We start from the raw sequence: 26,041 nt of genomic DNA, 5'->3' as shown, positions 1-26,041 counted from the left end.
CGCATCGAAGCAGGGCGGCGATCTCCGTACCGTCGACGGCGACACACGAGGTACGGAGAAGCCGCCCGTGCGGGACAGCGGGCTACGAGCACCGGCCGACGCGTTCGGCGGCCAGGCAGGTGCGGACGATCGCCACCCGGATCGTCGGTCCGCCGATGCCGCACTTGATCACGTAGAACAGGAAGACGTTGGTCGAGGCGACGGCGAGCGCGTACACGTAGGTGTCGTGCAGGAGTTGCAGGTAGAGAAAAGTGCCGATGGTCAGTACGGCCGTGGCGTAGAAGAGCGAGGTCGGCACCCACTGGGTGAACTGGGACAGGCCGGTGATCTTGCTGTCGTCGGAGGGGACCGTGCTGAGCCCGAGGTGTCGTGAACGGGCGATGACCGCGCGGATGTAGGCCAGGGTCAGGAAGTTCGCGAGCCAGGTCAGGCACTGCCCGATCGCGGAGTTGATCGGCCACCAGCGTGGCTCGACCAGGGTGATCGCCAGCACGAGCATGCACGGCGCGACGGCCATGATCCGCATGATCGTCTCCGTTGCCAGGGCAAGGCGGCTGAGCGCACCGGCTCTCCATCCGATCACGATGGGCGTGAGGCCGGAGAACAGCATCTGGTAGTACTTGGGCGCCGCGATCGCGTAGGAGAGCCCGACGATCCGGGCAGGCAGGTTCGCCCGCCAGTCGGGCACCCGGTAGTCGCTCGCCCGCCAGGAGTCGACGATCGGCAGGCCCGTGGGGTTGTGGCTGGCGTGCTGCACCAGGTCGACCAGTGAGTTTCCCCAGGAGAGGTCCAGGTCCCGCAGGATCCAGGTGAGGACGACGGTGTTCGTCACTGCCCAGATCAGCGCCGACAGCAGGGACCAGAAGAGCAGCCAGTTGGTGAACTGGCTGCGGTGTGCGTCCGGGCGGTCGCCCTGTCGCCTCCGCATCTGCCACAGCCGCCATTCCCGGCCCGGATCCCCGGCCAGCGGGCGCAGCAGCTTGGGCAGCGCCCGCCAACCGGCCTCGACCCGCAGAACGGTCTCGTCCCGCTCGGCGGCCTGCACCATGTCGAGCTCCGTCAGGAAGCCGCTCTTCAGCTCCGCGAAGGAGAATGCCGGCTCGGGTCCGGTCCCGGGTCCGGTGGAGAAGATGAGCAGTCTGCGCGCCGGGTCGGCATCGATCAGATCCTCGATGAAACGCGCGAGCGGCGTGGCGCGCATGTAGAAGATGTCCGGCACCACGCCGTCGGTGCCTGCTCGTCCGCTGCCGAAGAGGATCAGCAGCTGGCCGAGCGAGTAGAGGTCGGCCCGGCCGATCTCGTTGTCCCCGGCCTTCGCTTCCGGCGCGACGTAACAGGACTCGGCACCCGTCGTCCCCGTGATGGTGTGGGTGTAGAGGTAGTTCCGGCCGAGGTCGATGAGTTTGAAGGTGCCGTCGGCGTCGGACACGATGATGTTGGACGGCGAGAGGTCCGCGTGGAGGCCCTTGACCCGACTGTGCTCCGGACTGTCCTCCGCGATGCGCTGGAGCTCCTCCATCGCCTCGAAGAGCAGCAGCCCCTTTGTTCTGAGCCTGTCGAGCCGGAGCGTGGGTACCTGCCCTGCGGATGATTCCTGTTCCGACTCCTCGCGGACGACCTCGGCGAGCGTCTTGCCCTTGATGAAGTCCATCAGGATCCAGCTGTCGAAGCTGGCCCAGACGCGCACCAGGTGCTGTGAAGCGGTGCTCGAAGTGCCGTACGTCTCCGCGTACGTGCGCGTGGCATGCGCGAGGGTGCTGATCCGGGTGAACGGATAGAGGATGAGCTTGAGAGCGAATTCCGGCCGGGTTCCATGAACGGAACTCGCTGTGTTTCCGCGCAGGATCATGGACGTGGTGCCGTGCCGGTGGAACCGTAACTTCCGGTCCAGGGCCCGCCATTCGCGCTCGGCGGGATCCAGGTTCGCGTCGGCCCGTCGGCGGCCGGTGACCGGCTGCGGGCTGTAGACGGCGCTGACGGCTTCCGCGACCGCGTCCTCGGCGATGAGCACGCCGCAGATGCTGCCGCAGTCATGAGTCAGCGCCTGACCACTGCCGCCGGGGGGCGCCGAAGACTGCGGGAGCGAGCGCTGGGCCTCGGACTCCGCGAGGCCGAGCAGGGTCAGCAGGAACAGGCCGACGAACCCGAACAGCGCGTCCGGCCCCGCCTGGCGCCGCCTGCTCGGCGCGAGGTAGCCGAGGCACCAGGGGACCAGGCTCGCGAGGGTCGCCCGTCTGCTGCCGAGTCCGAACCGGCCGTCGAAGGAGACCTCGTCCAGCGATATGTCCTGGAGCAGCCGCCGCCACAACTTGAGGCGGCGGGTCCGCTGCCTAGCGGTCTCCGGCCGGCCGTCCGTGTCCAGCTCCAACAGGGTCCGCAGGGGAGCCAGACGCCGTTCGCTATACCCCGCCAGCTCGCGAAGTGCCGCTACCAGCAGATCCAGCGTCGCGCCTTGGCTCTCCATCCGCGCTCTCCACCACCATCAGTCTCGGCATGGCCCGTATGCTCCCCCGGCGAATCAGCTCGGGTGGCCTGCCTTCGGTGGCGCAGAACGCCGTCTCGTACGCCATCCGCGCGCTCTCCAGGATTTCGTGCTGGTCCAGTTCGTGGCGCTTGAGTTCGGGCATCCAGGGCAGCGGCGCCAGATCGAGGACGTACGGGGTGCCGGCCTCGGGTGCGGTGCGCATCCGGCGCAGCCATTCCTGGTCCCGGTGCTTCTGGCGGATCGCTGCCAGGTAGCCGCTGCCGAGGCCACGGCGCATGCGCTCAAGGTGCAGGTAGGTGTAGCGGTGCAGCAAGGAGAGCCCGGTACCGCTCGGACGCATCGGCCGCGTACTGAGGGACAGGATGTGCGTGCAGCCGTCGTCGACCGCCAGCCGGAACGGCAGCGCCGTGAGCACCCCTCCGTCGACGGCGCGTCGTCCGTCCGGTGTCCGCGCGGTGCCGGGAACGGCGATGGGCAGCCAGGCGGACGCGCGCAGCGCGGACTTGAGGTCCTGTGCGGAGGAGAACTCCCGCAGGACGACGGTCTCCAGGGCATCCACATCGGTGATCGGAACAGCCAGCCTTATCGGAGAGGCGATGACCGCCTCGTAGTCCAGTGGCTTGACGCGTTCCATGATGCGGTCGAAGGAGTAGCCCAGGTCCAGGATCGGGCGGCGGCGCAGAGCGCGGGAGAAGTCGACGAACTGCTTGGTCGTCAGGTCGTCGTAGTAGATCGAGAGCGGATACCAGGTCTCCCCGGCCAGGAAGTAGGCTCCGTTGATGCCGCCGGAGGAGCAGCCGTACACCACGTCGAAGGCGTTCTTGAAGCCGTAGTCCTCAAGTTGGGACAGCATCGCCGCCGACACCACCCCGCGCATGCCGCCGCCCTCGACGGCCAGGGCGACGGTCGCACCGTCGTCGCGCTGCCCCGGTAAGCTCCCGGAATCCCGCCGGGCACGCAGGATCTCCAGAACAGGATGCTCCGGATCCCAGTATTCGAGCGTGCTCTTGGCATCACCGGTCTGCATGGTTCCCCCGCAGGATCAGGTCCTTGGACTCCCGCCACCGCACATCAGCACTCTGGCAGAAACGGCTTCCACCGGCCACGGATTCCCCGAAAATCAGTTCGCAGTAGGGAAATCCGCGAACGAGCGGGAGGTGCCGCCCGGGTACCGCCTCGCCGGTCCCTTCGGTGCGCTGGTCGGTGGGCTGGTCGGTGGGCTGGTCGATACGGATGGTGAGGCCGGGCGTGCCCGCGCCCTGGCCGAGGCGGACCTCAGGAACGGCCCTCCGGCACTGGACCCGCAGGCGGTGGAAACCCAGAGGTACCTGCTGACCGACGCACTGGACGACCTCACCGACGCGACCGACCTCATCGAGCGCCTGGCGGTGGCCGGGTTCGTCCTCAACGCTGCGGCCGAACTGCTCTGCGGCTACCACCGCGCCTGGACCGGCAGCGGAAAGTGGCTGCCGCGCCGTGTGCTGGAGGCGGACGAACCGCGTGGGGGCGCCCTGTTGGACGGTCACTTGCACCTGTGCGAGTCGGGCGACCCCGCGCGCCTCATCGACGCGGCGTCGGAGATCCTCGCCCTGGTCGGTGGTCCGCTCCGCGAGGGCTATCGCCGGGTCTGGCACGGCGACCCCGAGCCGGTGGGCGCGGCGGTCGGGGGCTGACCGGAGGTCGCGACGCCTCTGACGACGACCTTCGCGGAGCAGCTTCCGGCCTGGCTCACGCCACGGTGTACTCGGCGTCGCCGAAGTCGGCGACCACGCGGAGACGCCCGCCGAGTGCCTGGACGTACGTGGTTTACGTGTCGAGCGTGGGCGCGGCCGGTACTGGTCCCGTGGCGTACTGCCTGCGCCGATCGGCGAGGCTGCGGTCGGTCACATCGGTGCTGTCGATGTACTGGTCGATCGCCCCGACAGGCGGCAGCGCCCTGACCCGGGGGTCGTTGACCGTGGCCATCAGGGCATCGGTGAAGCGGTAGCCGTCGATGACCAGGAACGGCCGGGTGTGGAAGTAGCGGGGTTCTGTCTCCAGCGGTTCGGTCAGGCCCAGGTCGTTGTGCATACCTGCGGCGATCTCGTAGGCCGGGGCCAGATGCCGCTCGCGTTCCTGCCAACTGCGCGCCGCCAGCGCGGCGGAGAGGAGCGGCTTGAGCGTCGCAGCGCACGGAAGTTCGGAGAACGCGGTGCCCAGCCATTTGCTGTAGGGCGGATAGACCCGGTTCATCAGCAGACAGAGCTTCATCAGGTCGCGTACCTGTCGGGCGGCCACCACTGCGGAACCCAGGTCGTCACCGACCTCACCGCAGCGCCCGACGAACGGTTCCTCCTGTGACAGGCGCATCCACTGAGAGGCCAGGACGTAGCGCCAGATGTCGTCCGGATACCAGGCGAGTTCCTTACGGTAGGAATCCAGCAGGCCGAGCCCGTCGTGGAAGACCGTGCCCCCGGTCAGCTCGCGCAGGACCTGCGTCGGCGTCGTCAGCCAGCCGGACGGCGACAGGCCGACGGCCGGGTCCTCGCCGAGCTGCTCGGTGAAGAAGGCCTGAAGGTCGTTGACGTGCACCCAGTGCCGGGCCGGTGCGTTGTCGGGAAAGGGGAAGCGGACCGGGTATCCGCGGAACGTCTGCGGCAGCTCGCGGTCCAGCTGGGCATCGAGTGCGTCCGCGTGCGTACGGAAGTCGTCGCTGCTGAGGAACACCTGCATCCTGGGGCCCCAGGCGTGGTCGGTGGAGCGCGCGGTGTCGAAACCCTGCACTTCGGAGCCCCAGCCGAGCAGCGCTGCCGAATACGGCACCCCGCCCAGCGCCGTGCTCAGGATGGGGGCGACGACCTCGGTGTGAAACAGCCGCGCCAGCTCAAGACCGGGCAGGAAGACACGTGTCATGGCCGCCAGCCTGACAGAAGCGTGCGACCCGCAGCCAACCGATATCGAGCGCGTTTGTGACGCTCCAGTGGGCGACCGGGCTGCCGCGCTTCAGGCTGGTCTCGTTGTCAACAGGGCGGAAGCCGAATTCCGGCCCTCGATCCACGCCCACGGGAAGCCGTCCTTGCGTACTGGCTGGCCGTGGCGTGAGGCACCGGCCCAGCTGTCAGGTACGGAGAGCGGCGACCAGCGCAGGCAGTTGATCCAGTTCGCGGTAGGTGCCGAGGCTGTCCATGTAGTCGCGGGCATGGACGATCCGGCCGTCCCGTACCTGGAGGATCAGAAGCCCGGTGGCCGAGAAGGTACGGGCCTCGGGCGCCGAGGTGCTGCAGGAGCCCATGGACCAGCCCTGGGGCCCACGCGACTGCGCGTTCCGGGACCCCTCGGGCAACATGGTGCGCATCTCGCAGGCGCCGAAGGGGTAGCGCGGCGGGCCGTCGGCATCAGTAGGGGCGCATCCGGTCGAGTACCCGCGCCCCGAGCTTGACGATCTGCTCGGCCTTGGGAAGGTCGTTCTCGACGTCCTCTGCCGTGATCTCGGGTGTGTCACGGTCCGGGTACTCGGCCCCGTTCCGCCGACGCCGCATGCGGTCGAAGGGGCGCAGGATCTTGCCCAGCGGCGGCTCGAACTGTGCCAGAGCCGCGTCGCGGATGGCGAGGTGCCCGCCTCTGCTCGTGGCCCTGAGCCCCTGGTTCTCCAGGGTGGCCGACAGCGCTTTACGCGCGGCGTCGTAGACGAGTTGGTAGGCCCCCACCGCATCGTTGGCTGCCGCTGCGCGCGCCGTTTCGAGGTGTCTGACCGCCTGCGCCATGAGGCGGTCCGCCTGCTCGCGGCTGGCCGCGACCTTCTGCAGTTCACCCTTGCTCAGCATGGCGTCGATTTCCGAACGCCCTTGTTCCCACCGCATGTCGGACCCTCCCCGGTCTCACTCCTCGGGGAGAACGAGCGGGACCATGGGCTGGGTACGCACGGTCTCCAGAAAGGGGCCGCCGTCCGTCTCGGCCCAGCTGCGGCGGGACACGCGGTGGATGTTCACCTCACGGCCCAGCCGGGATTCCGCGGACCGCGCGGCGTCGTCCAGGTCGTCTTCGTCGGCGGTGCCGATCACGAGGACGTCGATGTCGCGGGGGACCGGCCCCGGTACGCCTTCGTGGCGTGCGGCCCACGAGCCGTAGATGTACGCCTCGGCCACCCCGGCCACCTCTGCGAGCAGTTCTCCGAGTACGGGCAGCGGGCCGAAGGTGGCGGCCAGCAGATCCGTCAGTGGGCGGGAGACCACCGTGTCGGTGGCAGCCCGCACGAGCCGCATGTTGCCGTACCTGCGCTCCTTGATCAGCCCGGCCGCGCCCAGACGGTCGGCCTCGCGGCTGACCGTGGCCACGGACACCTGCAGCTGGGCGGCCAGTTCGGAGAGGGAGTACTCCTGCTCCGGGTGGAGGTAGAGCAGAGCGAGCAGCTCGCCCTGTGTCTGCGAGCGCAGTAGAGGCAGGAGCAGCGACACCGGCGTTTGCATAAGATGAAGCTTAGCTTGCATGTTATGCAAACGCCCGGAAGGCCTTCCGGCCGAGAACGCCGTGTGGCTTCAGCTGCGCCATGCCCCCGGTACCTGGTGGATCCCCCTCAGGGCTCTGTCAGTGCTCGCGTCTAGGTTCATGGGCGTGACTGAACCCACCTACCTCACCGCGGTCCGCGAGTCGTACGACACCGTCGCCGCCGACTACGTGGCGCGCGTCAAGAATCCCGCCGAGCTCGATCCCGTGTCGCGCGCGATGCTGGCCGCGTTCGCCGAACTCGTGCGGACCGCCGGCCGGGGGCCGGTCGCGGATCTGGGCTGCGGTCCGGGGAAGGTGACTGCGCACCTGGCGGGGCTGGGGGTGACGGCCTTCGGTGTCGACGTGTCACCGAGGATGGTCGAGCTGGCCCGGGAGGCCTACCCGGAACTGCGGTTCGCCGTGGGCTCGATGACCGCGCTGGAGCTGGAGGACGACGGACTCGGCGGCATCCTCGCCTACTACTCCACTCACCACACGCCGCCGGAACTGCTGCCGGTGGTGTTCGCCGAGTTCCACCGCACCCTGGTGCCCGGTGGCCATCTGATGCTGGCCGGCCATGTGGGCAACGACGAGGTCCGGCGGCCCGTGCAGGCCTACGGCGGTCACCCCGTGTCCTACGAGTCCCACCTGCTGCCACCGGCCCGGATCGCCGACCTGCTGGGCCGGGCCGGACTCGCCGTCAGCGCGCAGCTGGTGGAGGCGCCGGAAGAGGGGGCGACGCGGACGTACGCCACCTTCATGGCCCGCAAACCGGAGTCCGTGGCCGGTTGACGGGATCCCTGGCCCGGCGGGGGCCGGAATCCGCGGGCCTTTGAACGGAGGCCGGAATCCGGGGCCCTCTGGCCGGGGGTCGGCCCCCGTAGCCCGCCGACCGGCGTCCGCCTTCCGGCCGCCGCGCAGGGTCACCCCCGCCCCAGTACCACCGTCCCCGACGAGCAGAACCAGCCGCCCGTGCCCGACGCCACCGCGATCTCCGGGAGGCGTCCGCCCGACTTCAGGACCTGGCGGCCCTCGCCCGCCTCGCCGCGGAGCTGGCGTACCGCCTCCACCAGGAGGAACAGCCCGCGCATCCCCGGATGGCAGGCCGAGAGGCCGCCGCCGTCCGTGTTCACCGGGAGGTCGCCGTCGCGCAGCAGGCGGCCCTTCTCGACGAACGCGCCGCCCTCGCCCTTCGCGCAGAAGCCCAGGTCCTCCAGCGTCACCAGCGTCATATAGGTGAACGCGTCGTAGATCTCCGCGAGGTCCACGTCCGCCGGGCGTACCCCCGCGCGTTCGAAGGCCAGCCGACCGCTCACCGCCGCCGGGGAGACCGTGAAGTCGTCCCACTCGGACATCGTGGTGTGCGAGACGTGTTCGCCCGTGCCCAGCACCCACACCGGGGCCTTCGCGCAGTCCGCCACGTACTCCTCGGCGACCAGCAGGACCGCGCAGCCGCCGTCGCTCCTGATGCAGCAGTGCAGCTTGGTGAACGGGTCCGCGATCATCGGGCCCGCCAGGACCTCGTCCACGGTGATCGGGGTGCGGTACATCGCGTCCGGGTTGTGGGCCGCGTTGGCCCGTGCCTGGACGGCCACCGATGCCAGCTGTTCCAGGGTGGTGCCGTACTCGTGCATGTGGCGGCGGGCGGCCATCGCGTACTTGGCGATGAGCGAGTGGCCGTGGGGCACCTCGAACTGGAGCGGGCCGCGCGCGCCGAACGAGAGGTTGGACGTGCGGCGCTTGGCCTTGATGTCGGCGCGGGCGGTCGAACCGTAGACGAGCAGAACCGCGTTGGCGTGGCCCGCGGCGATCGCGTCGGCCGCGTGGGCCGCCATGACCTCCCAGGTGGAGCCGCCGACAGCGGTGGAGTCCACCCAGGTGGGTTTCAGGCCCAGGTACTCGGCGACCTCCACCGGGGCGAGGGTGCCGAGGCCGGCCGAGCCGAAGCCGTCGATCAGGTCGCGGCTCAGTCCCGAGTCGGCGAGCGCGCGGCGCGCGGCCTGGGCGTGCAGGGCGTAGGGGGTGGCGTCGTCGACCTTGCCGCAGTCCGACAAGGAGACACCGGCGACGGCAACTCGGCGCCGTGGCAGGGCAGATATGACAGAGGACATGAATCTGACGGTACATCAGATTTGGTGGGTGGTGCCGGTCCCGCGGGATCCGTGTACCGGCCGCCTCGTGAATCCCGCCACCGGCCGCCCGGCGCATCTCGCGGACCGGCCGCCTGGCACATCTCCTGCACCGGCCGCCCGGCGCATCTCGCGCACCGGCCGCCCGGCGCATCTCGTGTACGGACCCTGTGCATCTGGGACGGCGCGCTCTAGTATGACGCGCCGTCAGATCAGGAGAGGGGCCCGCCCATGGATGCCGCCTTCACCGCGGAGCAGGACGAGATCCGTCGTACCCTGCGCGAACTGCTCACCAAGCGATGCGGTCCGGACGAAGTCAAGGCCGCGGCGGCCACCGCTGCCGGGTACGACCGGGAACTCTGGGGGGCCCTCGCCGAGCAGCTGGGGCTGCCCGGCCTCGCGATCCCCGCGGAGTACGGGGGAGTGGGGTGCGGCACCGCCGAACTCGTGCTCGCCTGCGAGGAGACCGGGCGGGCGCTGCTGCCGTCCCCGCTGTTCGCGACCGCCGCGCTCGCCGCGCCGCTGATCGCCGCACTCGGTACGGAGGAACAGCGCGCCGACCTGCTGCCCCGGCTGGCCTGCGGGGAGCTGACCGCCACCCTGGCCGCACCGCTGGGGGCCGCGCTCGGACTGGTCGGTGCCAACACGGGCGACTGGGCGGGCGGCGGCCGGGCCGGTGGCGTACAGGCGCGGCCCGTGTCCGGCGCGTGGCGGCTGTACGGGCAGGCCGAGCAGGTCATCGACGGCCACAGCGCGGGGCTGCTGCTCGTGGCCGCGCACACCGGGGGGTTCGCCCGGAGCCGGACGCTGCTCTTCCTCGTACGGCCGGACGCCGCCGGGGTGTCCCGCGTACGGCAGACCGCCCTGGACGCGACCCGGCCGCAGGCCAGAATCGAACTTCGGGACGCAGAGGCGGAGTTGCTCGGCGGGAGTGACGAGGCCGATGTGCCGGGGGCGTTGGCACGCACCGGGTGCGTGGCGGCGGCCGTCCTGGCCGCCGAGGCGGTCGGCGCGGCGGACCGGGCGCTGGCGCGGACCGTGGAGTACGTCCAGCAGCGCGAGCAGTTCGGGCGGGCGATCGGTTCGTTCCAGGCGGTGAAGCACCGGCTGGCGGGGCTGTACGTCCAGGTGCAGGCGGCCAGGTCGGCCGCGTACTACGCCTCCTGGGACCCCACGGCGGGCGGGCTGGCGCTGGCACAGGGGCTGGAGGCGCTGCGCAGCGCGGCCTCCGAGGCGATCCAGCTGCACGGCGGGATCGGCTTCACCTGGGAGCACGAGGTGCAGCTGTACTTCAAGCGCGCGGCGTCCGACGAGCTGCTGTTCGGGCCGGTGCACGGGCTGCGCGCGCACGCGGCGGAGAGTGCGGGGCTGTTCACCGGCCCAGAGGCGGTCGCGGTCTGATGCTGCCGGGAAAACGACTGGTCCAGAAAGTCTCGTCCACGCGGACGTTCGCGAAGTTCGCGCCGCATGTCGTGCCGGTCATGGACCGCACGGTGCACCGGCTGACCCGCGGAAAGGTGCTGCTCAGCGCCCAGATGCTGCCGGGGGTGATCCTGACGGCGACGGGTGCGAAGTCGGGGCAGCCGCGGGTGACGCCGCTGGCGTGCATGCCGGAGACGGCCACCGGTACGTGGATCCTCGTCGGGTCGAACTTCGGGCGTCCCGGGCATCCCGCGTGGACGGCGAACCTGCTGGCGCACCCGGAGGCCGAGGTGAACTGGAAGGGGCAGGACATCAAGGTCACAGCGCGGTTGCTGCAGGGGGAGGAGCGGCTGCGGGTGTGGGACCGGGCGCTGGTGTTCTGGCCGCCGTACGCCGCGTACCAGGAGCGGGTGGACCGCGAGATCCGGCTGTTCAGGCTGGAGCGCCGCGGCTGAACGGGGGCTGCGGGGTGCCTCTGCGCTGCGGGGTGTTTCCGTGCCGCGGGGTGTCTCCCGGCAGGTACCCGCGGGGTGTCTCCGTGCCGTGGGTGTGGTGCCTCCCGGCAGGTACCCGCGGGGTGTATCCGTGCCGTGGGTGCGGTGTCTCCCGGCAGGAACACCGACGGCGGACCACCTCGGTGGTCCGCCGTCGGCGCGACAGGACGAAGGACGTGGTGCCGTCCCGAGGCCGTTACTTGGTCGGCTTCTTGCCCGTGATGCCCAGATGGACCAACATGGCGAGGTTCGGGCGGAGTTCGGCCTGTTTGACGCCCCAGGTCTGGAACCCCTTCTGGTGCGCGGCCACCGCGGCGAGCATCGCGACCAGGGAGCCCGCCATCGCGGCCGGGCTGACGTCCTTGTCGACCTTGCCCTTGGCCTGGAGCTCCTTGACCGAGTCGGTGAGGGAGTTGGTGACGGAGTTCAGGATCTTCATGCGGATCTTGTAGAACCGCTTGTCGCCCTCCGCCGCACCGAGGTCCACGACCCGGAGGATCGCGTCGTGGCGCCGCCAGAAGTCGAGGAATCCCTCGACGAGTTCTTCGGCGGTCTGCCACCCGGCCTTGCCGACCCAGGAACGGCCGGAGACCAGCTCGGTCAACCCGGCGCCCTCCTTGGCCATTTCCTCCGCGATCTCCAGGACCGCGCCCTCGACGTCGGGGAAGTACTGGTAGAAGGTCGCGGGCGAAGTCCCCGCCTTCCGGGCCACGTCGATGACTTTGACGTCCCGGTACGGCGAGGAGCTGAGCATCTCGCTGAGGCAGTCGAGCAGCTTCTGCCGCGTCGCCTGGCCTCGTCGTCCGGCCACGCGGCCGTCGACGGTGCGTACTTGTCCTGTCATGCCGTCAGCTTACCGAGGGGTGATCGGAGCGCGATTCGGCCGACTGCAAATGGGGTTCGGGCTGGTATTGGGGCGGCTCGTGAGAGCGGCATTGTTATCAACAGCCTGTGGACAACTTCAGTGGACAACTTTGCGAGGGGTGGTTTTCCGAGGGGGCGATGTCCGGGTAATGGGGCAAATGTTCGAATGTGATGGCTGTGGGTAACCGGTAGAAGCTGTGTGGCGATGGTGTGACGGGGGTCACCGTACCCGGGGTTCCGGGCCTGTTCGGCGCTGCTCGGCCCCGTTCGGCGCGTGAGGGCGTCCGGTACGGGCCGGTGCGCCGCCTGTCGGCCCCGGCGTACGCCGCGTCGTGTCCGGATCGCGGTAGGACACCCCGATCCGCCCCCGGGTTCGCCACCACCGCCCCAGCCAGGAACAATCGGGGTGCGCACCGCCAGGTGGTGCCCAGTGGTGAGACGCTGAACTCAGCTGTATGTCGCGGACCCCTTCCGTCGGGGCCGTACGGGGAGGTGGCAAGCGCGTGATGGAGCAGCTGACGCAGCACGATCCGAGGCGGATCGGCCCGTTCGAGGTGCTCGGGCGGCTCGGCGCCGGTGGTATGGGCCTCGTCTATCTGGCGCGTTCCGCGTCGGGCCGCCGGGTGGCGATCAAGACCGTACGGACCGAGCTCGCCGAGGACCAGCTGTTCCGCGTCCGCTTCTCGCGCGAGGTGGAGGCCGCCAGGGCCGTCAGCGGCTTCTACACGGCGGCCGTCGTGGACGCCGACGCACGGGCCGCGGTGCCGTGGCTGGCCACCGCGTACGTACCGGCGCCCTCCCTCGAAGAAATAGTGAACGAGTGCGGGCCGATGCCCGCCCAGGCGGTGCGCTGGCTGGCGGCCGGGATCGCCGAGGCGCTCCAGTCGATCCACGGCGCGGGCCTGGTGCACCGGGACCTGAAGCCGTCCAACGTCCTGGTGGTGGAGGACGGGCCGCGCGTCATCGACTTCGGGATCGCGTCCGGCGTCTCCAACACCCGGCTGACCATGACCAATGTCGCGGTGGGCACGCCCGCGTACATGTCGCCCGAGCAGGCCAAGGACTCGCGCAACGTGAAGGGCGCGAGCGATGTGTTCTCGCTGGGGTCGACGCTGGTGTTCGCGGCCACCGGGCACGCGCCGTTCCACGGGGGGAACCCGGTCGAGACGGTCTTCATGCTGCTGCGCGAAGGTCCCAACCTGGAGGGGCTGCCGGAGGAGCTGAGGCCGCTCATCGAGGCGTGCATGCAGCAGGACTTCAGGCAGCGGCCGAGCCCGGAGGACCTGCAGGCGCAGCTGGCCCCGCACCTGTTCTCCTCGGGCGGTGACGACAGCGGGACCGCGTCCGCGTGGCTCCCCGAGCGGGCCACCGCGATGATCGAGACCCGGCGCGGCGGACGGCCGCCCGCGCCGCCGAGGCCCGCACAGCCGTCCCCGCCGCCGAGGCCGACGTACGACCCGCCGCCGCCCCGCCGCAGGCCCGATGCCGGCCCGCAGCCGCAGCACCAGCCGCAACATCAGCAGCCCCAGCACCAGCAGCCGCAGGCTCCTCCGGGGCATCCGCAGTCCGACTGGCGGGACGGACCGGTACGGCTGCCCGGCGCGCAGGTGCCGATCGGCCCCGGGCCGCGCGTCTCGGAGGCCCGCGCGCACGCCGGCCTGCAGGCCGGACCCGCGACCGGCTGGGTACGGCCCCCCACCGGTCAGACCGGCGCGGAAGGGGCGCCCCCGGCGCCCGTACCGCCGCCGCAGCGCGCCCCCGAGGACCCCGTGCGCTGGCGCCCGTGGCGGTTCCGGATGTCGAACGACGTGTGGGGGACCCCGGCCGTCGAGGGCGACCTGCTGTACGTCACCTCCTTCGAGGTGCACGCCCTGGACGTGGGCAGCGGGCGGCGCCAGTTCAAGACCCGGGACGTGGCCTGGGCGATGGCCGTGTCCGCCGGCCGGATCCACGCCTCCGACGGGCCGACGCTGTACGCACTGGACGGCACCGACGGCTCCGACCGCTGGCGGGTGTCGACGGACGCCTGGGTGTACTCGCTCCAGGCCGTCCGGGGCACGGTCCTCACCGGTACGCGCGGTGGCGGTGTCCAGGCGTGGGAGGCGTCCAACGGCGAGAAGTTGTGGGAACTGACCGGCGCCCAGACCGACTTCGAGACACCGGAGTCCGGGCCCGCGATCCACGACGACACGGTGTACGTCTGGAAGGACGCCAGGCTCTTCGCGCTCGACCCCCGTACGGGCACCGAGCGCTGGTCGTACCCGGTCGGCGACGCGGCCTCGTGCGGGGGCGTGCCCGTCCGCGTGACGTCCGCCGACGACGGCTGCGTGTACATCGCGGCGGGCACCCGCGTCCTGTCCATCGACCGCGTCTCGGGCCTCGTCCGCTGGCACTTCGAGGCCCCCGCGGTGTTCCTCTCCGCCCCGGCCTTCGCCCCGGGACCCGCGGTGGCCGGGGGCGGCGTCTACCTCGCCGACTACCTCGGCACGGTGTACGCGCTCGACGCCACGACCGGCAAGGACCGCTGGCGCATCGCGACGGAGTCCCGGCAGTCGCTCCACCCGGTCCTGGTCACCCAGGGCAACGTCCATGTCGGCAGCGGCAGCGCGCTCTACACGCTGGACGCCGTGACGGGCACGCCGAAGTGGCGGTTCGCGGCGGGCGGCGAGGTGGTCGGCGCACCGGTGGTGGCCGACGGCCGTCTGCACTTCGGCTCGGCGGACCACTGCCTCTACACCCTGGACGCGGTCGGCGGACAGCTGCGCTGGAAGCTCGCGACGGGCGGTGAGATCACCGGGTCGCCGGTGGTCCGCGCGGGCGTCGTCTACGCGTGCAGCAAGGACCGGTGCGTGTACGCGCTGGACGCGGTGAAGGGAACGGGCACGGGGCGCAGCTGACCCCGGGGTCCGGCTCCCGGGGGACTCGTCTACTCCCCGGGCCGCCGCGCCCGCGTCGCCCCGCCAGGCTGGTCGTCCGCCCGCGCCCCCGAGCTCCCCGGCGCCGATTCCGGAGCGCCTTCAGGAGTCCCTTCCGGGGCGCCGTCCGGGGCCGTGAGCTCCGCCGGCAGATCGGCCGAACTGAACGACACGGTGTCGTGCTCCGTCCCCGGCTCGTACGGCTCGTACGGCTGGTACGGCGGCGGCTCCGTCCGCGGCCCCGGTCCCGGCTGCGGGGCGGACTCGTACGGACCGGGCTCGTACGGGGAAGCCCCGTACGGAGCGTCCTGGTACGGGGGCGGCGGGGGCGGCGGAGGCGCGTACCCCGCATCCGGCCCGGCCTGCTGCCGAGCCGCACTCCGCCGTCCGCTCATCAACGCCGAGCCCAGCAGCATCAACACCCCGCCCGCCAGCGCGTACGCGACGCCGATCCCCAGGCCCGTACCGTCCGAACTGATCGCCAGGGTGTGCTGCGCCATACCGACCCGGACCATCCACAGCACGGTGAAGCCGATGGTGATCACCCCGGCGAGCGCGACCAGCCAACGGGTGCGCAGCAGGATGCCGATCACGGTGACCAGCGCGGCGAACGCGAACGGGATCAGGATGGATCCGCCCCAGTCCGGTCTGGTCGCGGTGATCCCGTCGAACAGGTCCTGGATCCGGTACGCACTGCCGTGGCGGCCGTCGTACCAGTTACGGAAGGGGCTGTATACGGCGGCCGCCGCTCCGACGAGAGCGACGAGGGAGCCGGTGACGTTGCGGATCATCTACGGTCTCCTCGCCGGGTCTCGGTTCCGACGCTACGCCGGGGGTGTGGGCGACGCCACCAGGGAACACCCGCCCGGTTGCGCTCCACATACGGAGATTCCGTAGGCGCCGGACATCAATTCGGTGACGGAGCCCCCGCACCGGCATCTGCGCCCTCCCGCCCGCGAATTCCGGCCCCGGACGCCTGTTACGGTGACGCCCGAATCCGGGGGAGACAACATGATCGTGCGACGTTTGAAGTTCGGGGCCGTCCTGGTGGGCGTGGTCCTCTCATTGACCGGCTTCTCACGAGGCCACGGCTCCAGCCACGGCTCCAGCCACGGTTCCAGCCACAGTCACAGCTACGGTCACGGCTCCAGCCACAGTTCCAGCGGGGGTGGCTGCTCCAGCCACAAGACCCACAACAACGACTACAGCTCGTCGAACCGCAACAGTGACGACTCCACGCCCACCCACGCGGCGAAGCCCACGACCACTCCGTCGGCCACCGGCACGGTCGTCACCTGCGTACGGCCGGGCACGACCTCGGCCACCGTCCGGGTGTCCGCCACCTCGGGAAGCGGGAAGCGCACCTACCGCGTGGACATGAGCTTCCTGGGGGCGAACGGTTCCGTGGTCGACACCGGCATGGCGGACGTCGATCTGTCCGGCAGCAGAGGCGCGACAGCGACCGTGAAGGTGCCGATGAACGTGGCGTCCGAGGTCACGTCGGTCGACCACTGCCGGGTCGACTCGGTGTCGTTCCAGTACCAGTACTAGCTAGTACCGGTACTGGGGCCGCCTCACCGCACCCTGAACTCGGGCTTCCCGCCCCCCTTCCCCGAGGCTTTCTCCCCGCCCTTCCCCTTCCGCGCCCCGAACAGCTCCGCCTGCCGGTCGGCCGGGAGGTTGCCGAGGGCCACCAGGTGGGGGGCCTGTGCCAGGGCCTGGGCGCGGGCGCTCTCCTTCGCGGCCCATACCGCCCGTACCGTTCCCTGGACCGCATCCGTGGGGTACGAGGCGATCGTCGTCGCGCAGGTGACCGCTGCAGCCAACTCATCGCCGTCCGACGTGAGTTCGCTGACCAGGCCCGTCTCGTACGCCCGCCGGGCCGAGATGCGTTCCGCCGTGCCCATCAGTGCCATCCGGGCGACCTCCCCGAACGGCATCCGCTGGGCGAGGTAGATGGTCTCGTACGCGCTGACCATCCCGTACGTCGTGTGCGGGTCGAAGAACGTCGCCGTTTCGCCCGCGATGACGAACTCCGCCTCGCCCAGCAGGTAGAACGCCCCGCCGCAGGCCATCCCGCGCACCGCGGCGATCACCGGCTTCCACAGGTCGTTGGCCTTCGGGCCGATGGCGATCATCGGGTCGTCGATGGAGTACGGGGACGGCGGCTGCGCCACCGACACCGAGCGGTCGATCCCCGTGCAGAAGGCCCGGGTGCCCGCGCCGGTGACGACGGCCGCACGTATCGAGTCGTCGAAGCGCAACTCCCGCCAGACCGTGGAGAGTTCCACCGCCGTGGTCAGGTCGATGGCGTTCAGCCGGTCCGGCCGGTCGATGGTGACGACCGCGACGCCGGTCCCGGTGTCCCGCTCCACGCGCAGGCTCATGACCGCTCCTGTCGCCGGTGCGGCACCGTCGCGCCGCTCATGACCGCTCCCGCCGTCGGTCCGGCACCGTCGCGCCGCTCATGACCGCTCCAGCAGCCAGCGCGGCAGGGTCATGCCGTCCACCTCGGTGAACGCCACCTGCACCCGCGCCCCGATGCGCAGCCGCGCCGGGTCCACGGAGTTCAGCGGGGCGTCGGCGTCGGCCACGACGTTGCCGACGAGGCGGATCTGCGGGGCGTCGGCGAGTTCCACCAGGACCGCGTTGTACGGGGCCATCGCGGCGTAGTCGGGGAGCAGCGGCGGATGGGGGAGTACGTACGACCAGATACGGCCGCGTCCGCTCATCAGGCGCCACTCGCTGTCGAAGGACTGGCAGTGCGGGCAGCAGGGGCGGGGCGGGAAGCGCGGGGTGTCGCAGTCGGCGCAGCACTGGACGCGGAGCTCGTGCTGTGCGGTGTACTCCCAGAAGGGGGCGCCGTCGTCGTCGGGGACTGGCTGGAGCATCTCTGTCTCAACTCCTCAGGAGCAGTGCGGAGGTGGGGACTCCTTCACCCGCCGTGACCAGGCAGGTGGCGGCGTCGGGGACCTGGGCGGTGGAGTTGCCGCGCAGTTGCTTGACGCCTTCGTTGATGAGGTTGAAGCCGTGGACGTACGCCTCGCTGAGTCCGCCGCCGCCGGTGTTGAGCGGCAGCCGCCCGCCGATCTCCAGGGCGCCGCCCTCGGTGAACGCGCCGCCCTCGCCGCGCCCGCAGAAGCCGTAGCCCTCCAGGGAGAGCGGGATGAGGGGCGTGAAGGCGTCGTAGATCTGTGCGACATCCACGTCTTCGGGGCCGAAGTCCGCCTGCTTCCACAGGTGCCGGGCGGCGGTCCAGGCAGGGCCGGTGAGCGGGTCGTCGTTCCAGTAGTTGACCATGCCGTGGTGCTGGGCGGGCAGGCCCTGGGCGGCGGAGTGCACGTACACCGGCTTCTGCCGGCAGTCGCGGGCCCGTTCGGCGGAGACGATCACGCAGGCCAGCGCGCCGTCCGTCTCCAGGCAGTTGTCGAAGAGGCAGAGCGGTTCGCTGATCCAGCGCGAGGTCATATACATGTCGCGGGTCATCGGGCGTTCGTACATCATCGCCGCGGGGTTCTGGTTGGCGCGGTTGCGGCAGGCCAGGGCGACGTTGAAGAGATGGTCGCGGGTGGCGCCGTACTCGTGCATGTAGCGGCGGGCCAGCATCCCGATCTCGTCGGCGGGCCGCAGCAGGCCGAACGGGCGGGTCCACTGGGCCGGGGTGGGGAGTTGGACGGCCGTGTTCTTCCAGGGGCGCGGACCGCTGCCGCGTTTGCGGGAGCGCCAGGCGACCCCGACGGTCGCCTGCCCGGTCGCGACGGCCGCCGCGAGGTGCGCGACGGTGGCGCAGGATCCGCCGCCGCCGTAACCGATCTTGGAGAAGAAGGTCACGTCACCGGCGCCGACGGCCTTGGCGACCTCGACCTCGTCGGTCTCCTCCATGGTGTACGAGGAGAACGCGTCCACCTCGGACGGTGCGATCCCGGCGTCGTCCAGCGCGGCGAGGATCGCCCGGCAGGCCAACGTCTTCTCGGATTCGGGGAGTTGTTTGGCGAAGGGGGTCTGACCGACCCCGACTATCGCTGTTGCGTCTTTGAGCGTCGCCACTGCCATCGGCCACCTCCGGGGACGTCCTGACTGCTGACAGCGGGGAAGGCTACAGCTAATCTGACGGATAGTCAGCTACTGGGTTCTGGGAGGCATGCGATGCGCGGGGACTTGGAGTGGGGCAGCATTCCGGCGCTGGTGCGGTCCGCTGCCGAACGGTACGGGGACCGGGAGGCCGTCGTCGACGGCCGTACCCGGATTTCGTACACGGAACTCGGCGAACGGGTCGAGCGGGCGGCGGCGGCGTGCATGGCGTCGGGGGTCCGCGCGGGCGACCGGGTGGCGGTCTGGGCGCCGAACACCGTCGACTGGATCGTCTCGGCGCTGGGCGCGGTGACGGCGGGCGCGGTGCTCGTTCCGCTGAACACGCGCTTCAAGGGCGCGGAGGCGGCGTACGTACTGGAGCAGAGCCGCGCGCGGATGCTCTTCGTCACCGGCACCTTCCTCGGCACCTCGTACGTGGCGTCCCTGCGGCGGGCCACGGCGAAGGGCCCGGGAACCGGCCCGCTGCCCTCACTCCCGCATCTGGAGGAGGTGGTGGTCCTGGCGGACGACGCCCCCGACACCTTCCGGACCTGGAAGGACTTCCTGGCCGGCGGCGAACACATCCCGGCGGCAGCCGTACGGGAACGGGCGGACGCGGTAGCCACCGACGACCCCTCCGACATCATCTTCACCTCGGGCACCACGGGCCGCCCCAAGGGCGCGGTGATCACCCACGCCCAGACCCTGCGCGGCTACGGCATCTGGTGCGATCTCGCCGGTCTGCGCGAAGGCGACCGCTACCTCATCGTCAACCCCTTCTTCCACACCTTCGGCTACAAGGCGGGCGTCATCGCCTGTCTGATGCGGGGCGCCACGATGGTCCCGCAGCCGGTCTTCAACGTGGACACGGCGCTCGCCAACATCGCGGCCGAACGCATCTCGGTGCTGCCGGGACCGCCCACCCTCCACCAGTCGCTCCTCGACCACCCGGCCCGCGACCAGCACGACCTCAGCGCGCTGCGGCTGGTGGTGACGGGAGCCGCGGTGGTGCCGCTGCGGCTCGTCGAGCGGCTGCGTGGGGAGCTGCACATCTCGACGGTGCTGACCGCGTACGGCCTCTCCGAGGCGAGCGGCATCGTGACGATGTGCCGCCGGGGCGACGAGGCGGAGGTGATCGCCTCGACCTCGGGGCGGGCGATCCCGGACACGGAGGTGCGCGTGGTGTCCGCCGACCCGGACGGGCCCGGCGAGGTGCAGGTACGCGGATTCCACGTCATGCAGGGGTACTTCGAGGCACCCGAGGAGACGGCGGAGGCCTTCACGGAGGACGGCTGGCTGCGGACGGGCGACGTGGGGGTACTGGACGCGGCGGGCAATCTGCGGATCACCGACCGGATCAAGGACATGTTCATCGTCGGCGGCTTCAACGCGTACCCGGCGGAGATAGAGCAACTGCTCGGCCTGCACCCGGACGTGGCCGACGTCGCAGTGATCGGCGTACCGGACGGCCGGCTGGGCGAGGTCGGCAAGGCGTACGCGGTACGGCGCCCTGGCTCGACGCTCACCTCGGACGACCTGATCGCCTGGGCGCGGCGCGAGATGGCGAACTACAAGGTGCCCCGGGCGGTCGAGTTCGTCGCGGAACTGCCGCGGAACGCGAGCGGGAAGGTGCTGAAGACGGTGCTGCGGGGACGGGGGCAGGGGCTGCGCGCGGAGTGACGGGCCGCGGGCCCCGCCCTGGGTCTGACGATCACTGACCGACGGCCTGAAGAAGAAGCTCCGCGGCCCGCGGCCCGCGGCCCGCGGCCCGCGGCCCGCGGGTACCGGTGCGGTCCGTCCGGGGCCGGTGCGGTCCGTCCGGAGCCGTGGGACCGGCAGCGCGTGCCGGTCCCACGGCCGACGGGTTCGTCACCCGGCGCGGGACTCCAGCGGGACCGAAGTGATGTGGCCGTTGTCCGGGCCCACGGTGGGGCCGGTCCGGACGCGGACGGTGTCCGGGCCGGGGGCCGTCGCATGGGCGTTGGCCAGGGCCGGCGCCGCGGACACCGCGGCTGTGGCGACCACTAAGGCGGCGGTGGTGAACAGCTTCTTCGTCAGGGTCATGGCAGCTCTTTTCTTTACGGGTGGGTGCGGACATGCGGCAGTGGCCGTGGTGGCTCCCCCTCCGGGCCACCACAGCCACTGTTCCCCCGGTTCCCCCGTGCCCCGTCGTGATGGTCTCGGCTCACGCGAACCCGGTCCCGGTTCGCGGACTCGATCTCAGCTCACGCGGTCTTGTCGGTGATGTGCGCGTTGGCGGGCTTCACCGTGGTCTTCGCAGCAGTCGGCTTGTCCGTGATGTGCGCGTTGGCAGGCGCGACAGTCGGCTTGTCCGTGATGTGTGCGTTGTCCGGATCGGTGGGCGCATCAGTCTTCGGCTCTGCGGCCATGGTGCTCAACTCCCTGAAAGTATGCGCGGGATGGATATCGAGGTCCGTCCGGCTGCTCCCCCGAGCGCTGCCGGACGGACCTTCCACAGATCCGTCACCCTGGTCCGCGGGTGTGGGACCTGTTCTGACGACCCGTGTACCCCCCGTTGCGGCGGGTCGTCGATGGAATGAAGTATGTCGGACCGCGATAAACAAACGATGAACGGCAACGGCGTTCCGCCTCCGGCCGTACAGCGGGGCCCCTGGGCGCCAGGCCGCCGACGACGCGTCAGGCCACCGACGACGGGCTTCGGGCCGCCGCTGACGGGCCTCGGGCCACCGCCGACGACGGGCCTCAGGCCGCCGCGGCGGGCGTCAGCAGGGCGCGTACCCCGTCCGCCTCCGGTGACTTCAGCTCCTCGTAGATGGTCAGCGCCTCCAGCCAGCAGACCCGCGCGCGGTCGGACTGCCCTATGCCGGTCAGCGCGCGGCCCAGCGCGGTGAGTACGTTCCCGCGCCGCCACTGGCCACCGATGCCGCGCAGCACGGTCAGCGCCATCTCCGCCCCGGCCGCCGCCTGGGCCGGGCGGCCCGCCGCGATGTCGACCTCGGCCAGCCGGAAGAGAGCCATCCCCTCCCACAGGCGCTGGCGGCTGTCACGGAACACGTCCAAGGCCTCCTTCAGCTGGTCCGCGGCGGCGGTGAGCTGACCGCTCTGGGTCAGCGCGAGCCCCAGCGCGTAGCGGCCGTTGGCCCCCTTGAGCGCGTGTCCCATGCGGTCGTACATCTCCGTGCCCTGACGGGAGAGCAACACCGCGTCGGTGACGTCTCCGGTGACGAGGCGCAGCCGCGACAGATTGCACAGCGCGCTGGCCTCGCCCGCCATGTCCCCGCAGTCGCGGAACCCTTCGAGGGCCCGGGTGAGATGCTCCGTCCCGGTGTCGAAGTGGCCCTGGTAGAACGCCATGATGCCCAGCAGGTTGGCCGCCCAGCACGCGGACAGCCGGTCCGCGGTCCGCAGGGCGAGCCGGTCCGCCTCCTGCGCCTCCTGACCGGCCTGCTCGAACCGCCCCGCGACATGGTGCACATAGGTCAGGGTGATGGCCGCCCGTCCCTCGGCGTGTTCGTCCCGTCCGGCGCGCGCCGCGTCCCGCAGCAGGGTGGCGGCGTAGCTGTACTCCTTCGAGTTGGCCCCCGACTCGGCCAGGTCCAGCGAGGCCCAGAGCAGGTCCACCGCCCGCCGCAGCGTGCCCGGCCGCGTCGACTGGCGTACGCAGGCCAGCAGCGACATCGCCTCCGAGTACAGCCAGTCCTGCGCGTCGTGCCGGTGCGTGAAGACCAGGCCCTGGTACGTCGTCGGCTCCAGGTGGTCCACCAGCCGGTCGCCGGGCCGCTCGATCGCGTACACCCGCGCCGCCGTCGCCAGATAGAAGTCCAGCAGCCGCGACAGCGCCAGCTCCCGCTCCACCGGCGGGTGTTCGTCGCGCTCGGCGCACGCACGCGCGTAGAGCCGTACGAGGTCGTGGTAGCGGTACCGGCCGGGCGCCGCCGACTCCAGCAGTGAGGTGTCGACCAGCGACTCCAGCAGGTCCTCGGCCTCCCTGGCCGGCATGTTCAGTACGGAGGCGGCAGCCGCCAGCGAGATGTCCGGGCCGTCGGCCAGGCCCAGCAGGCGGAACGCGCGGGCCTGCTGCGGCTCCAGCTGGCCGTAGCCCAGCTCGAACGTCGCCTTCACCGCGAGGTCGCCCGCCTGGAGCTCGTCCAGCCTGCGCCGCTCGTCGGCGAGCTTCGCGGCCAGCACCGAGACCGTCCAGGTGCGGCGGGCGGCCAGGCGGGAGGCCGCGATGCGGATGGCCAGCGGCAGGAAGCCGCAGGCGGCCACCACGTCCAGGGACGCCTGGCGTTCGCTGGTGACCCGCTCCTCGCCGACGATCTTCGTGAAGAGCTGGAGCGCCTCCTCGGGCGACATCACGTCCAGGTCGATCAGGTGCGCGCCCGCCAGGTCGACCATCCGGGCGCGGCTGGTGACCAGTGCCGCCGAGCCCGTCGTACCGGGCAGCAGCGGGCGGATCTGGGCCGCGTCCCGGGCGTTGTCGAGCAGGACCAGCACCCGGCGGCCGTCGAGCGCGGTGCGGTAGAGCGCGGCGCGTTCGTCGAGGGAGTCCGGGATGGCGGAGTCCTGCGTACCGAGGGCGCGCAGGAACGAGCCGAGTACGGTCTCCGGTTCGGCGGCCCGTGCCCCCGCGCCCTGGAGGTCGACGTACAGCTGGCCGTCCGGGAAGTACGGCCGGGCCGCGTGCGCCACGTGCACGGCGAGCGTGGTCTTGCCCACGCCGCCGATGCCCGCCAGCGCCGACACGGCCATCACGGATCCCTCGTCGGTGGCGAGCCGTTCGCTCAGCTCCTTGACGAAGGAGGCCCGGCCGGTGAAGTCCGGGACGGTGGCCGGGAGCTGTGCCGGGCGCGCGGCGGTGGGCGCGGCGGGTTCGGGTTCCTCGGCGGGGCGGGCCAGCTCCGCGTCGGCCTGCAGGATGCGCTGCTGGAGCCTGGCCAGCTCCGGTCTCGGGTCGACGCCCAGTTCGTCGGCGAGCAGCCGGCGCGTGTCGGCGTACACGGCCAGCGCCTCCGCCTGCCGCCCGCTGCGGTACAGCGCCAGCATGAGGAGCTCCCGCAGGCGTTCGCGCAGCGGGTGGGCCGCGGTCAGGGCCGTCAGCTCGGAGACCGCCTCCGCGTGGGCGCCGACCTCCAGGTCCATGTCCAGCCGCGACTCGGTGAGCTGGAGCCGCCACTCCTCCAGGCGGGCGCGCTGGGTCTCGGCGTACGGCCCCGGCACGTTCGCCAGCGGCTCGCCGTCCCACAGTTCGAGGGCCTCGTCGATCAGGGCGCGGGCCGCCGCGCGGTCACCGGACGCGGTGGCCTTCTCGGCGCTCACGGCCAGCTGCTGGGCCCGGTTGAGGTCGACGGCCTCGGCCCGGATCCGGATCGCGTACCCGCCCGACTCGCTGACCAGGACCCCCGGATCGAGGATCTTGCGCAGCCGGGAGGCGTACGTCCGTACCGCGGCCAGCGCCTGCGAGGGCGGGTCGTCGCCCCAGATCGCGTCGATCAGCTCGCCCGCGGTGGCCGTGCGGCCGTCCCGTGTCAGCAGTGCGGCCAGCAGCGCGCGCTGCTGCGGGGAACCCGGCGGCAGCGCCTCGCCGTTCCGCCAGGCGCGTACCGGTCCGAGCACGCTGAAGCAGAGCCCCTGGTCCGGGGTCTGCCGCGGTGTCCGCTGCTCCGGTACGCGCGGCCCGCTGTCACGGTCCATAGCTGCCTCTGCCTCCTGCCGCATGCCCTGCTGCCCGTACCGCTCGTATGGCACAGGCCAGTTTGCCTTGTTCATGGCGACTGCGTCAGCTCTGGGTGGTCCCTCTCCACAAGCTCTTCGCCAAGCTCCTCGCCGAGCTCTTCGCCGACGTACGACGGTACGACGGCGGGACGACCACGGTACAGAGAGCTGACGGTTCGTCAGATCGGCGCTACGGTGGAGGACATGGAGACCTTCCCGAAGATCATCTCGGTGGACGACCACACGGTGGAACCTCCCCATGTCTGGCAGGACCGGCTCCCGTCGAAGTACCGGGACGTCGGCCCGCGTATCGTTCGCGCACCTTTGAAGGAAATGACCTTCATGGGCGGAAAGTTCGCCCCGGTCATGGGTGCCAAGGGCGACGACGGGCCGATCGGCGACTGGTGGGTGTACGAGGACCTGCACCGGCCGCTGACCCGCCTGGACACGGCGGTCGGCTACGACAGGGACGACATCAAACTCGAAGTCATCACCTACGAACAGATGCGGCCCGGCTCCTTCTCGGTGCCCGACCGCCTCGCCGACATGGACGTCAACCACGTCCAGTCCGCCCTCTGCTTCCCGACCTTCCCGCGCTTCTGCGGCCAGACCTTCACCGAGGCGAAGGACCGGGAGCTGGGGCTCCTCGGTGTACGCGCCTACAACGACTGGATGGTCGAGGAGTGGTGCGGCCCCGAGGCGCACGGCCGCCTCATCCCGCTGCCGATCGTCCCGCTGTGGGACGCGGAGCTCGCGGCGGCCGAGGTCAGGCGCAACGCCGCACGCGGGGTGCGCGCGGTGGCGTTCTCCGAGATACCCCCGCACCTGGGACTGCCGTCCATCCACTCGGACGACTGGGACCCCTTCCTCGCCGCGTGCGACGAGACGGGCACGGTCATCGGGATGCACATCGGCTCCTCGTCGAAGATGCCCTCGACCTCGGCGGACGCCCCGCCCGCGGTGGGTTCGACGATCACCTTCGCCAACTGCTGCTACTCGATGGTCGACTGGCTGATGAGCGGCAAGTTCGAGCGCTTCCCGAACCTGAAGATCATGTACGCCGAGGGGCAGATCGGCTGGATCCCGTACATCCTGGAGCGCGCCGACGTGGTCTGGGAGGAGAACCGCGGCTGGGGCGGGGTGGCGGACAAGGTGCACCGGCCGCCGTCCGAGCTGTTCACCGAGCACGTCTACGGCTGCTTCTTCGACGACGCGTTCGGCCTGAAGAACCTCGACTCGATCGGGGTGGGGAACGTGCTGTACGAGACGGACTACCCGCACTCCGACTCGACCTGGCCGAAGTCCAGGGAGGTCGGCGAGGCGCAGATGGGGCACCTCGCGCCCGACGTGGTGGACCGCATCGTCCGCGGCAACGCGATCGACCTGCTCGGCCTCACCCCGGACGGGCTCTGGCCCGGGGCGTAGGACGTGTCCGCAGTGTCCCGCCGTGTCCGCGTCGCACCGACCGGTCGCCGAGCACCGGTCGCTTACTGAGAGGGC

General features: G+C 71.0%; 23 protein-coding genes and 1 pseudogene. 9 read left to right on the top strand and 15 right to left on the bottom strand.

The features are described 5' to 3' along the window. Positions 1-82 precede the first annotated feature (82 nt). Positions 83-2,464: a hypothetical protein gene (locus tag OG709_RS15010; protein ID WP_329166490.1), complete on the bottom strand. Its 2,382-nt coding sequence runs from the start codon at positions 2,462-2,464 to the stop codon at positions 83-85. Beyond that, complete coding sequence (locus OG709_RS15005) at positions 2,400-3,512, bottom strand: patatin-like phospholipase family protein (protein WP_250301257.1); 1,113 nt, start codon at positions 3,510-3,512, stop codon at positions 2,400-2,402. The genes OG709_RS15010 and OG709_RS15005 overlap by 65 nt, the downstream gene beginning before the upstream one ends. A 130-nt stretch (positions 3,513-3,642) precedes the next feature. Here OG709_RS15005 and OG709_RS15000 point away from each other — a divergent pair, with 130 nt between their 5' ends. After that, positions 3,643-4,158 carry a hypothetical protein gene (locus OG709_RS15000; RefSeq protein WP_329166488.1) on the top strand — a complete coding sequence of 172 codons (516 nt, stop codon included), beginning with the start codon at positions 3,643-3,645 and terminating at the stop codon, positions 4,156-4,158. Between the two features lie 133 nt (positions 4,159-4,291). Here the strand turns inward: OG709_RS15000 and OG709_RS14995 are convergent, their stop codons facing one another. Together OG709_RS14995 and OG709_RS14990 are read right to left on the bottom strand one after the other, a co-directional pair. Next, positions 4,292-5,377, bottom strand: a complete 1,086-nt coding sequence (locus tag OG709_RS14995) for a DUF4037 domain-containing protein (protein ID WP_329166486.1) — start codon at positions 5,375-5,377, stop codon at positions 4,292-4,294. 205 nt (positions 5,378-5,582) lie between these two features. Continuing rightward, positions 5,583-5,756, bottom strand: coding sequence for a hypothetical protein (locus OG709_RS14990; RefSeq protein WP_329169279.1), 174 nt, complete (start codon positions 5,754-5,756; stop codon positions 5,583-5,585). Between OG709_RS14990 and OG709_RS14985 the strand changes: the two are divergent. Further along, positions 5,713-5,841 (top strand): annotated as a pseudogene (locus OG709_RS14985) (VOC family protein); the annotation flags it as partial. The gene OG709_RS14990 and the pseudogene OG709_RS14985 sit on opposite strands and share 44 nt — an antisense overlap. 18 nt (positions 5,842-5,859) lie before the next feature. Here OG709_RS14985 and OG709_RS14980 read toward each other — a convergent pair. Both OG709_RS14980 and OG709_RS14975 read right to left on the bottom strand, forming a co-directional pair. Continuing rightward, positions 5,860-6,324 carry a HEPN domain-containing protein gene (locus OG709_RS14980; protein ID WP_250301262.1) on the bottom strand — a complete coding sequence of 155 codons (465 nt, stop codon included), beginning with the start codon at positions 6,322-6,324 and terminating at the stop codon, positions 5,860-5,862. 18 nt (positions 6,325-6,342) lie between these two features. Then, complete coding sequence (locus OG709_RS14975; protein ID WP_250301263.1) at positions 6,343-6,930, bottom strand: MarR family transcriptional regulator; 588 nt, start codon at positions 6,928-6,930, stop codon at positions 6,343-6,345. A gap of 145 nt (positions 6,931-7,075) precedes the next feature. Here OG709_RS14975 and OG709_RS14970 point away from each other — a divergent pair, with 145 nt between their 5' ends. Further along, positions 7,076-7,741 carry a class I SAM-dependent methyltransferase gene (locus OG709_RS14970; protein ID WP_250301264.1) on the top strand — a complete coding sequence of 222 codons (666 nt, stop codon included), beginning with the start codon at positions 7,076-7,078 and terminating at the stop codon, positions 7,739-7,741. A 131-nt stretch (positions 7,742-7,872) separates the two neighbouring features. On the opposite strand, the gene OG709_RS14965 is transcribed toward OG709_RS14970, so the two are convergent. Further along, complete coding sequence (locus OG709_RS14965) at positions 7,873-9,060, bottom strand: thiolase C-terminal domain-containing protein (protein ID WP_250301265.1); 1,188 nt, start codon at positions 9,058-9,060, stop codon at positions 7,873-7,875. A gap of 249 nt (positions 9,061-9,309) precedes the next feature. Here OG709_RS14965 and OG709_RS14960 point away from each other — a divergent pair, with 249 nt between their 5' ends. Further along, positions 9,310-10,479, top strand: a complete 1,170-nt coding sequence (locus OG709_RS14960; protein WP_250301266.1) for an acyl-CoA dehydrogenase family protein — start codon at positions 9,310-9,312, stop codon at positions 10,477-10,479. Further along, positions 10,479-10,955: a nitroreductase family deazaflavin-dependent oxidoreductase gene (locus tag OG709_RS14955; RefSeq protein WP_250301267.1), complete on the top strand. Its 477-nt coding sequence runs from the start codon at positions 10,479-10,481 to the stop codon at positions 10,953-10,955. Before OG709_RS14960 ends, OG709_RS14955 begins: the two co-directional genes overlap by 1 nt. A 235-nt stretch (positions 10,956-11,190) precedes the next feature. Here the strand turns inward: OG709_RS14955 and OG709_RS14950 are convergent, their stop codons facing one another. Beyond that, positions 11,191-11,838: a TetR family transcriptional regulator gene (locus OG709_RS14950; protein ID WP_250301268.1), complete on the bottom strand. Its 648-nt coding sequence runs from the start codon at positions 11,836-11,838 to the stop codon at positions 11,191-11,193. A 526-nt stretch (positions 11,839-12,364) separates the two neighbouring features. Here OG709_RS14950 and OG709_RS14945 point away from each other — a divergent pair. Then, entirely contained in the window at positions 12,365-14,755 is a 2,391-nt protein-coding gene (locus tag OG709_RS14945) for an outer membrane protein assembly factor BamB family protein (RefSeq protein WP_266642472.1), read from the top strand. 29 nt (positions 14,756-14,784) lie between these two features. On the opposite strand, the gene OG709_RS14940 is transcribed toward OG709_RS14945, so the two are convergent. Next, positions 14,785-15,564, bottom strand: a complete 780-nt coding sequence (locus tag OG709_RS14940; RefSeq protein WP_329166482.1) for a hypothetical protein — start codon at positions 15,562-15,564, stop codon at positions 14,785-14,787. Positions 15,565-15,784: 220 nt separating this feature from the next. On the opposite strand from OG709_RS14940, the gene OG709_RS14935 reads away from it, so the two are divergent. Beyond that, positions 15,785-16,324: a hypothetical protein gene (locus OG709_RS14935; RefSeq protein ID WP_329166481.1), complete on the top strand. Its 540-nt coding sequence runs from the start codon at positions 15,785-15,787 to the stop codon at positions 16,322-16,324. Between the two features lie 23 nt (positions 16,325-16,347). Here OG709_RS14935 and OG709_RS14930 read toward each other — a convergent pair whose 3' ends face one another. From OG709_RS14930 to OG709_RS14920, 3 genes are all read right to left on the bottom strand, one after another. After that, on the bottom strand, positions 16,348-17,160 hold the full coding sequence (locus OG709_RS14930; RefSeq protein WP_329166479.1) for an enoyl-CoA hydratase/isomerase family protein: 813 nt from the start codon (positions 17,158-17,160) through the stop codon (positions 16,348-16,350). Between the two features lie 78 nt (positions 17,161-17,238). Continuing rightward, positions 17,239-17,664, bottom strand: a complete 426-nt coding sequence (locus OG709_RS14925) for a Zn-ribbon domain-containing OB-fold protein (RefSeq protein ID WP_250301273.1) — start codon at positions 17,662-17,664, stop codon at positions 17,239-17,241. A gap of 7 nt (positions 17,665-17,671) precedes the next feature. Then, positions 17,672-18,826: a lipid-transfer protein gene (locus tag OG709_RS14920; protein WP_250301274.1), complete on the bottom strand. Its 1,155-nt coding sequence runs from the start codon at positions 18,824-18,826 to the stop codon at positions 17,672-17,674. Positions 18,827-18,919: 93 nt separating this feature from the next. On the opposite strand from OG709_RS14920, the gene OG709_RS14915 reads away from it, so the two are divergent. Further along, complete coding sequence (locus OG709_RS14915) at positions 18,920-20,524, top strand: FadD3 family acyl-CoA ligase (protein ID WP_326694660.1); 1,605 nt, start codon at positions 18,920-18,922, stop codon at positions 20,522-20,524. A 189-nt stretch (positions 20,525-20,713) separates the two neighbouring features. On the opposite strand, the gene OG709_RS14910 is transcribed toward OG709_RS14915, so the two are convergent. From OG709_RS14910 to OG709_RS14900, 3 genes are all read right to left on the bottom strand, one after another. After that, complete coding sequence (locus OG709_RS14910) at positions 20,714-20,908, bottom strand: hypothetical protein (RefSeq protein WP_250301276.1); 195 nt, start codon at positions 20,906-20,908, stop codon at positions 20,714-20,716. A gap of 161 nt (positions 20,909-21,069) precedes the next feature. Further along, a complete protein-coding gene (locus OG709_RS14905) occupies positions 21,070-21,234 on the bottom strand; it encodes a hypothetical protein (RefSeq protein WP_266642479.1) in 165 nt (54 codons plus the stop codon). Between the two features lie 334 nt (positions 21,235-21,568). Continuing rightward, positions 21,569-24,520, bottom strand: coding sequence for an AfsR/SARP family transcriptional regulator (locus OG709_RS14900; RefSeq protein ID WP_329166475.1), 2,952 nt, complete (start codon positions 24,518-24,520; stop codon positions 21,569-21,571). Between the two features lie 225 nt (positions 24,521-24,745). Here OG709_RS14900 and OG709_RS14895 point away from each other — a divergent pair, with 225 nt between their 5' ends. Then, a complete protein-coding gene (locus OG709_RS14895; protein ID WP_250301279.1) occupies positions 24,746-25,966 on the top strand; it encodes an amidohydrolase family protein in 1,221 nt (406 codons plus the stop codon). Positions 25,967-26,041 lie beyond the last annotated feature (75 nt).

Source organism: Streptomyces sp. NBC_01267, from assembly GCF_036241575.1.
Taxonomy (GTDB): domain Bacteria; phylum Actinomycetota; class Actinomycetes; order Streptomycetales; family Streptomycetaceae; genus Streptomyces.
This window is presented reverse-complemented; position numbering and strand designations above follow the sequence as displayed.

Coding starts and splice junctions, on each gene's coding strand:
- OG709_RS15010 (WP_329166490.1), bottom strand. CDS start 2,464: ATGGAGAGCCAAGGCGCGACGCTGGATCTGCTGGTAGCGGCACTTCGC.
- OG709_RS15005 (WP_250301257.1), bottom strand. CDS start 3,512: ATGCAGACCGGTGATGCCAAGAGCACGCTCGAATACTGGGATCCGGAG.
- OG709_RS14995 (WP_329166486.1), bottom strand. CDS start 5,377: ATGACACGTGTCTTCCTGCCCGGTCTTGAGCTGGCGCGGCTGTTTCAC.
- OG709_RS14990 (WP_329169279.1), bottom strand. CDS start 5,756: ATGGGCTCCTGCAGCACCTCGGCGCCCGAGGCCCGTACCTTCTCGGCC.
- OG709_RS14980 (WP_250301262.1), bottom strand. CDS start 6,324: ATGCGGTGGGAACAAGGGCGTTCGGAAATCGACGCCATGCTGAGCAAG.
- OG709_RS14975 (WP_250301263.1), bottom strand. CDS start 6,930: ATGCAAACGCCGGTGTCGCTGCTCCTGCCTCTACTGCGCTCGCAGACA.
- OG709_RS14965 (WP_250301265.1), bottom strand. CDS start 9,060: ATGTCCTCTGTCATATCTGCCCTGCCACGGCGCCGAGTTGCCGTCGCC.
- OG709_RS14960 (WP_250301266.1), top strand. CDS start 9,310: ATGGATGCCGCCTTCACCGCGGAGCAGGACGAGATCCGTCGTACCCTG.
- OG709_RS14955 (WP_250301267.1), top strand. CDS start 10,479: ATGCTGCCGGGAAAACGACTGGTCCAGAAAGTCTCGTCCACGCGGACG.
- OG709_RS14950 (WP_250301268.1), bottom strand. CDS start 11,838: ATGACAGGACAAGTACGCACCGTCGACGGCCGCGTGGCCGGACGACGA.
- OG709_RS14945 (WP_266642472.1), top strand. CDS start 12,365: ATGGAGCAGCTGACGCAGCACGATCCGAGGCGGATCGGCCCGTTCGAG.
- OG709_RS14940 (WP_329166482.1), bottom strand. CDS start 15,564: ATGATCCGCAACGTCACCGGCTCCCTCGTCGCTCTCGTCGGAGCGGCG.
- OG709_RS14935 (WP_329166481.1), top strand. CDS start 15,785: ATGATCGTGCGACGTTTGAAGTTCGGGGCCGTCCTGGTGGGCGTGGTC.
- OG709_RS14930 (WP_329166479.1), bottom strand. CDS start 17,160: ATGAGCCTGCGCGTGGAGCGGGACACCGGGACCGGCGTCGCGGTCGTC.
- OG709_RS14925 (WP_250301273.1), bottom strand. CDS start 17,664: ATGCTCCAGCCAGTCCCCGACGACGACGGCGCCCCCTTCTGGGAGTAC.
- OG709_RS14920 (WP_250301274.1), bottom strand. CDS start 18,826: ATGGCAGTGGCGACGCTCAAAGACGCAACAGCGATAGTCGGGGTCGGT.
- OG709_RS14915 (WP_326694660.1), top strand. CDS start 18,920: ATGCGCGGGGACTTGGAGTGGGGCAGCATTCCGGCGCTGGTGCGGTCC.
- OG709_RS14910 (WP_250301276.1), bottom strand. CDS start 20,908: ATGACCCTGACGAAGAAGCTGTTCACCACCGCCGCCTTAGTGGTCGCC.
- OG709_RS14905 (WP_266642479.1), bottom strand. CDS start 21,234: ATGGCCGCAGAGCCGAAGACTGATGCGCCCACCGATCCGGACAACGCA.
- OG709_RS14900 (WP_329166475.1), bottom strand. CDS start 24,520: ATGGACCGTGACAGCGGGCCGCGCGTACCGGAGCAGCGGACACCGCGG.
- OG709_RS14895 (WP_250301279.1), top strand. CDS start 24,746: ATGGAGACCTTCCCGAAGATCATCTCGGTGGACGACCACACGGTGGAA.